Annotated in this window: 6 protein-coding genes; 4 read left to right on the top strand and 2 right to left on the bottom strand. The window is 70.5% G+C overall.

What is annotated here, in order from left to right:
* On the bottom strand, nucleotides 1-334 hold a 334-nt coding region (locus tag FRW57_RS17370; protein WP_152186585.1), incomplete at its 3' end, for a MerR family transcriptional regulator.
* A gap of 69 nt (nucleotides 335-403) precedes the next feature.
* On the opposite strand from FRW57_RS17370, the gene FRW57_RS17365 reads away from it, so the two are divergent.
* Nucleotides 404-904, top strand: a complete 501-nt coding sequence (locus FRW57_RS17365; RefSeq protein WP_152186584.1) for a DUF4188 domain-containing protein — start codon at nucleotides 404-406, stop codon at nucleotides 902-904.
* A gap of 35 nt (nucleotides 905-939) precedes the next feature.
* Here the strand turns inward: FRW57_RS17365 and FRW57_RS17360 are convergent, their stop codons facing one another.
* Entirely contained in the window at nucleotides 940-1,680 is a 741-nt protein-coding gene (locus FRW57_RS17360) for an IclR family transcriptional regulator (protein WP_137121810.1), read from the bottom strand.
* 128 nt (nucleotides 1,681-1,808) lie between these two features.
* Between FRW57_RS17360 and leuC the strand changes: the two genes are divergently transcribed.
* The 3 genes from leuC to FRW57_RS17345 all read left to right on the top strand — a co-directional run.
* A complete protein-coding gene (leuC, locus tag FRW57_RS17355) occupies nucleotides 1,809-3,200 on the top strand; it encodes a 3-isopropylmalate dehydratase large subunit (protein ID WP_152186583.1) in 1,392 nt (463 codons plus the stop codon).
* A 32-nt stretch (nucleotides 3,201-3,232) separates the two neighbouring features.
* Nucleotides 3,233-3,829 carry a 3-isopropylmalate dehydratase small subunit gene (gene leuD / locus FRW57_RS17350; RefSeq protein ID WP_137121812.1) on the top strand — a complete coding sequence of 199 codons (597 nt, stop codon included), beginning with the start codon at nucleotides 3,233-3,235 and terminating at the stop codon, nucleotides 3,827-3,829.
* Between the two features lie 329 nt (nucleotides 3,830-4,158).
* On the top strand, nucleotides 4,159-4,713 hold a 555-nt coding region (locus tag FRW57_RS17345; RefSeq protein ID WP_152186582.1), incomplete at its 3' end, for an HU family DNA-binding protein.

Genomic DNA, 4,713 nt, shown 5'->3' with positions numbered 1-4,713 from the left:
CGCCGCGGTCCGAGCCGCTGTCACCGTCGTCTCGGCCGCACCGGTCGCCGCCGGCACCGTCGGGGAGGGTGGCGTGCTGCGCCTGCCCGAGCAGGTCGTGCCACCCTTCCGGCGGGTCGTCGAGTGCGGCCGTCACCCGCTTGGCCGCTGCGACCGAGAGCCCCGCACCGGTGACCAGCGCGCGAACGAGCCGCACGCGCGCGACGTGCGTGTCGTCATACGCTGCCCGGGTCGCGCCCAGGGACTCGCCGGCGTGCAGCAGGCCCTCGCGCAGGTAGTACTTCAGCGTCGGCACGCTCACCCCGGTGGCCTGCGACAGCTCGGACATCCGCATGAAACCTCCTTGACTTTGGACAGTATCGCTATCCATCATTGGCTAGTCATACTATCTAAGGAGTGCGGCATGTCGAAGACCCCACCTCGGACGACGCACGGTCACCACGGCGACCTCGTGGTATTCCTCATCGGGATGCGGGTCAACCGCTGGTGGCGCCCCGATGTGTGGCTGCCAGCGTTCCTGGCCATGGCGCCCATGCTGCGGGAGCTGTATGCCGCGAAGGCCACCGCCGAGCGCGGGGAGGCGGAGGATCCGGGCTTCCTCGGGGCGTGGAGCCAGGTCGGGGCGCGCGGGCCGACCGTCGTCCAGTACTGGCGCAGCACGGACGACCTCTACCGCTACGCGTCCGACCCCGCCGCCGAGCACCGGCCGGCGTGGCGGGCCTTCAACGCTCGCACCCGGCGGGTGCCGGGCGCGGTGGGGGTGTGGCACGAGACGTATGCCGTCCCCGCTGGTGGGCACGAGAGCATCTACGTCGACATGCCCGTCGTGGGTCTGGCCAGGGCGACCTCGATCGTGCCCGTGGCGCTGCGGGGCGAGCGGGCCGCCGAGCGCCTCGCCTCCTGACCACCGGGGCGACCCCAGCAACAAGCGTGGAGAGATCAGGCCGACTTGTTCTCCGTCGCGGCCTGGGCACGCGCGAGCACCTCGGTGAGCTTGTTCGCACCGGCCACCACCGTGGCGGCGTGCAGCCGTCCCGGCTGACGCGAGACCCGCTCGATCGGTCCCGAGATCGAGACCGCCGCGACGACTCGTCCGGACGGGCCGCGCACCGGCGCGGACACGGACGCGACACCCTGCTCGCGCTCACCGACGCTCTGGGCCCACCCGCGGCGGCGCACACCGGAGAGCACGGTCGCCGTGAAGGCCGCGCCCTGCAGGCCGCGGTGCAGCCGGTCCGGCTCCTCCCATGCGAGCAGCACCTGTGCCGCCGATCCGGCGTGCATCGACAACGTGGCGCCCACGGGGATCGAGTCACGCAGGCCCATCGGGCGCTCGGCAGCCGCGACGCAGATCCGCATGTCGCCCTGGCGCCGGAAGAGCTGGGCGCTCTCGTGGGTGTGGTCGCGCAGGGCACCGAGCACCGGCCCGGCGGCGGCGAGGAGACGGTCCTCGCCGGCTGCCGAGGCGAGCTCCACCAGTCGCGGCCCGAGGATGAACCGGCCCTGCAGGTCGCGGGCGACCAGGCGGTGGTGCTCGAGCGCGACCGCCAGGCGGTGGGCCGTCGGACGGGCCAGTCCGGTGGCCGCGACCAGCTGGGCGAGGGTCGACGGACCCGCCTCGAGCGCGCCGAGGACGACTGCCGCCTTGTCAAGAACGCCGACTCCACTAGAGTTGTCCATGGCATGATATTGACGTCTCAGAGCCTGAGACGCAAGTTCACGCGGCGGCGAGTTGAGCGAGCCTCGTCACCTGATGGACGGCCGAGCGGAGGAGAACCCTCCGCCCGGGAAGCTGACGGAGGTCGACGATGACGGGAACACTGGCCGAGAAGGTGTGGGAGTCGCACGTGGTGCGGCGGGCGGAGGGTGAGCCCGATCTGCTCTACATCGACCTCCACCTGCTCCACGAGGTCACGAGCCCGCAGGCCTTCGACGGTCTGCGGCTCGCGGGGCGGGGCGTCCGGCGGCCCGACCTCACCCTCGCCACCGAGGACCACAACGTCCCGACGACTCCCGGCCCGATCGTCGACCCGGTGAGCCTGACCCAGGTCGAGACCCTGCGGCGCAACTGTGCGGAGTTCGGGGTCCCGCTCTATCCCATGGGTGACGCCGAGCAGGGCATCGTCCACGTCATCGGCCCTCAGCTCGGGCTGACCCAACCGGGTATGACCGTTGTGTGCGGTGACAGCCACACCTCGACGCACGGTGCGTTCGGCGCCATCGCCTTCGGCATCGGCACCAGCGAGGTGGAGCACGTCCTCGCGACGCAGACCCTGCCGCTGAAGCCGTTCCGCACCATGGCCGTGAACGTGGACGGCGAGCTGCCGGACGGCGTGACCGCCAAGGACATCGTGCTGGCGGTGATCGCCAAGATCGGCACGGGCGGGGGGCAGGGGTATGTCATCGAATACCGCGGCAGCGCCATCGAGGCACTGTCGATGGAGGCGCGGATGACGGTCTGCAACATGTCGATCGAGGCGGGGGCGCGGGCGGGCATGATCGCGCCCGACGAGACGACCTTCGCCTACCTCAAGGACCGGCCGCACGCACCGTCGGGTCAGGCCTGGGACGAAGCGGTGGAGGCGTGGCGGGCGCTGCGCACCGACGACGACGCGACCTTCGACACCGAGGTGCACCTGGACGCTGGCCAGCTCGCGCCCTTCGTCACGTGGGGCACCAACCCCGGCCAGGGCCTGCCGCTCTCCGCGAGCGTGCCGGACCCTGAGTCGTTCGCCGACGAGGGTCAGCGCGCCTCTGCCGCACGGGCACTGGAGTACATGGACCTCGAGGCCGGGACTCCTCTGCGCGAGATCGCGGTGGACACGGTCTTCCTCGGGTCCTGCACCAACGGCCGGATCGAGGACCTCCGGGCGGCCGCCGGGGTCATCCAGGGCCGCCGCGTCGCCGACGGGGTGCGGATGCTCGTGGTGCCGGGCTCGGCACGGGTGCGACTCCAGGCCGAGTCCGAAGGCCTGGACCGGGTGTTCACCGACGCAGGCGCAGAGTGGCGGCTCGCCGGCTGCTCGATGTGCCTGGGCATGAACCCCGACCAGCTCGAGCCCGGTGAGCGCAGCGCCTCGACCTCCAACCGCAACTTCGAGGGACGCCAGGGCAAGGGCGGGCGCACCCACCTGGTCAGCCCCCTGGTCGCCGCGGCCACGGCGGTCCGGGGCACTTTGTCGTCCCCGGCCGACCTTTGAGCCCGGCCTCTCTGCCCGAAAGGAATCCACTGATGGAAGCGTTCACGAGGCACACCGGAATCGGCGTCCCCCTGCGGCACGGCAACGTTGACACCGACCAGATCATCCCCGCGGTCTACCTCAAGCGGGTCACCAGGACCGGCTTCGAGGACGGGCTCTTCGCGGCCTGGCGCCAGGACGAGTCGTTCGTCCTCAACCACCCGGTGTACGCGCGGGGCTCGGTCCTCGTCGCCGGGCCCGATTTCGGGACGGGTTCCTCACGGGAGCACGCGGTCTGGGCGCTGATGAACTACGGCTTCCGGGTGGTGATCTCCTCCCGCTTCGCCGACATCTTCCGGGGCAACAGCGGCAAGGCGGGGCTGCTCACCGCCCAGCTGGCGCAGGCGGACGTCGAGCTGCTGTGGAAGCTGCTGGAGAACGAGCCCGGCACCGAGGTCACCGTCGACCTGGTGGAGCGGACGGTCACGGCAGGCGAACACGTCTTCGCCTTCGAGGTAGACGACTACACCCGGTGGCGGCTGCTCGAGGGCCTGGACGACATCAGCCTGACGCTGCGACACGACGACGAGATCGCGAATTTCGAGGGTGGGCGCCCGGCTTGGGGCCCGCGCACGGCCGAGCCCGCCTGACCCTCGGCACGGCTGCCGGGTCCAGCCGGTTGCGTTGCAGCTCGTCGCATCGGCGGACCGAGCTCGCTTGGCCCGCAACGGTTTTCACGGAGTCGCGGGTCGTCCGCAGGTGATGCACAGCGTTGGCTTGGGCGCCCACCTCGGAGACTCTGGGCCCGAAACGGCCAGAATCCGTTGCCAAAATCGTTGCGACACAATGAAAAGCGACCTGCCCAGATGGTGGACGCGAGGGGTTTGGGGGCATACCGTCGTGCCAAGTCGAGTGCAAGCTCGACCGCCAACCCAGTCAGGCAAACCGTCTGGCGCCACTTTCCTCTGGAGGGGAAGCCGTGAACAAGGCAGAACTGATCGAGCGCCTCGAAGGGCGCTTGGGTAGCAAGAAGGCTGCGTCCGAGGCGCTCGAAGCCGTCCTCGACGTGATCATCCGGGAGGTCGCCAAGGGCGGCAAGGTCGGCATCACCGGCTTTGGCACCTTTGAGAAGATCGCCCGGGCCGCTCGGACTGGGCGCAACCCGCGCACCGGCGAGACGGTGAAGATCAAGAGGACGTCGGTGCCGAAGTTCAAGGCTGGCACGGCGTTCAAGGTCGTCGTCGCCGATCCGCGCAAGCTGCCCAAGGCCGCTCCGGCCGGTGGCCGGGCCCCGGCGGGCACCTCCACCGCGGCCCTGTCGGGCGCCAGGAAGACCACCGCCAAGAAGGCGGCCACGAAGAAGGCGACCTCGACCGCCAAGAAGACCACGGCGAAGAAGTCCACCGCCAAGGCCACCCCGGCGGCCAAGAAGTCGACCGCCAAGAAGGCGGCCACGAAGAAGGCGACCTCGACCGCCAAGAAGACCACGGCGAAGAAGTCCACCGCCAAGGCCACCCCGGCGGCCAAGAAGTCG

It is taken from the genome of Segeticoccus rhizosphaerae (genome assembly GCF_009192725.1).
GTDB classification, from domain to species: Bacteria; Actinomycetota; Actinomycetes; order Actinomycetales; family Dermatophilaceae; genus Segeticoccus; species Segeticoccus rhizosphaerae.
This window is presented reverse-complemented; position numbering and strand designations above follow the sequence as displayed.

Excerpts from the sequence above, each read along its gene's own strand:
- FRW57_RS17365 (WP_152186584.1), top strand. The coding sequence starts at position 404 with ATGTCGAAGACCCCACCTCGGACGACGCACGGTCACCACGGCGACCTC.
- FRW57_RS17360 (WP_137121810.1), bottom strand. The coding sequence starts at position 1,680 with ATGGACAACTCTAGTGGAGTCGGCGTTCTTGACAAGGCGGCAGTCGTC.
- leuC (WP_152186583.1), top strand. The coding sequence starts at position 1,809 with ATGACGGGAACACTGGCCGAGAAGGTGTGGGAGTCGCACGTGGTGCGG.
- leuD (WP_137121812.1), top strand. The coding sequence starts at position 3,233 with ATGGAAGCGTTCACGAGGCACACCGGAATCGGCGTCCCCCTGCGGCAC.